Genomic DNA, 1,381 nt, shown 5'->3' with positions numbered 1-1,381 from the left:
GGCTAGACGAGAAGGGCTCACTTCGCGGTGTCGAACGTCCCGATACAGACGACGAAAGTGACCTCAAGGAGTGGTTCTTGGAGAACGTAGACACCAACGAACTCCGTGACCAATACTCGCCCATCGAAGACGACCTCACACGGGAAGTATACACGCTCCTCCACTCTATGAGCCACGCGCTGATGCGGACGGCGAGCGGACAGTGTGGTCTCGATAGCAACAGCATCTCGGAGTACGTGATGCCGAGTATTCCGGCGATTTTCCTCTACGCGAGCAGCACCGAACACTTCTCCCTAGGAGGGATGCACACGCTGTTCAAGACGAGGATTCACCCCTGGGTGGACGAGACGATAGCAGACGTCCAGCAGTGCGTGTACGACCCGGTGTGTGTACACGAGGACGGTGCCTGCCACGCGTGCCTCCACATGAGTGAAGTCGCGTGCGAGAGCGCCAACGGGAGCCTCGACCGACGGTATCTAGTCGGCGACGACAGAGGTCGAATACCCGCGTTCTGGGAGTCGGAATACGTGTGACCGACGACCACGATGCGATCTGTACGAACTTCGCTGTAGTCCGCCAGTTCGACGACCTTGACCGTGTCATCTCTATCCGAGACACAATCTTGAGCTTCGACCACAGAGACGTAACTCGGGGCGACGTAGATCGGGGGTTAGAAACACCGCTAACCACCCGAGAAGCGGCTGCCCTCTTCACCTGTCTTCAGAAGAACGGAGCAGCGACTCAATCGGCAACCGACGAGCGGGGTTTTGCCGCCTATACTTTCGAAGTTGATCCTCTCGAAGTAGACCGAGTACTGACCCAGCAAGCCGCGGTGATTGCAGCAGATGCCCGTTCCACCCCGACGGACCAGAACGACATCGTCGAGTTCGTGGCCACACTCCCGGGGGGATTCGAACCGACCTCCGCACGAGTCCGTTCGGTCCCCGACATCGCCTCTACGATTCGAAACCAGGTGTTCGACGCCGATTCGTCGGTACGAATCGCCAACCCGTACTTCGATCCGTCACTCGAACTCGTGTCCGACCTTGCAAGTCTCCCTCGGCGGGGTGTTGAAACACACCTACTGACCCGAGAAACCGCAGACGAGGAAGGAGACACACGAACGACACTCAACAAGATGTGGGACCTGATAGACGAGGAACACCGTGACAACTTTGAGGTGAGAGACCTCTACCGATGGGACGAGAAGCAGGGGTCCCAGGCGTTTGCGACACACGCGAAAATCGTGATCGTTGACGAGAGGGTCTGCTACGTCGGAAGCGCGAACCTGACCGATACGAGTCTCTCGACTAACTTCGAGTTCGGCGTCGTCGTTGAAGGCGACATCGTTGAGGGCGCTGCGACGGTGTTCGACGAAGTG

2 protein-coding genes are annotated in these 1,381 nt (G+C 58.1%); both read left to right on the top strand.

What is annotated here, in order from left to right; all coding sequences use genetic code 11:
• Window positions 1–533, top strand: a 533-nt coding sequence (locus AUR66_RS22220) for a DUF1998 domain-containing protein (RefSeq protein ID WP_197409825.1), incomplete at its 5' end; no start/stop codon positions are given.
• Window positions 534–832: 299 nt separating this feature from the next.
• A partial coding sequence (locus tag AUR66_RS22215) for a phospholipase D-like domain-containing protein (RefSeq protein ID WP_197409824.1) occupies window positions 833–1,381 on the top strand: 549 nt, incomplete at its 3' end.

Source organism: Haloferax profundi (assembly GCF_001469865.1).
Classification (GTDB): Archaea; Halobacteriota; Halobacteria; order Halobacteriales; family Haloferacaceae; genus Haloferax; species Haloferax profundi.
Note: the sequence above shows the minus strand (reverse complement) of the source record. Positions and strands in the feature narration are given on the sequence as shown.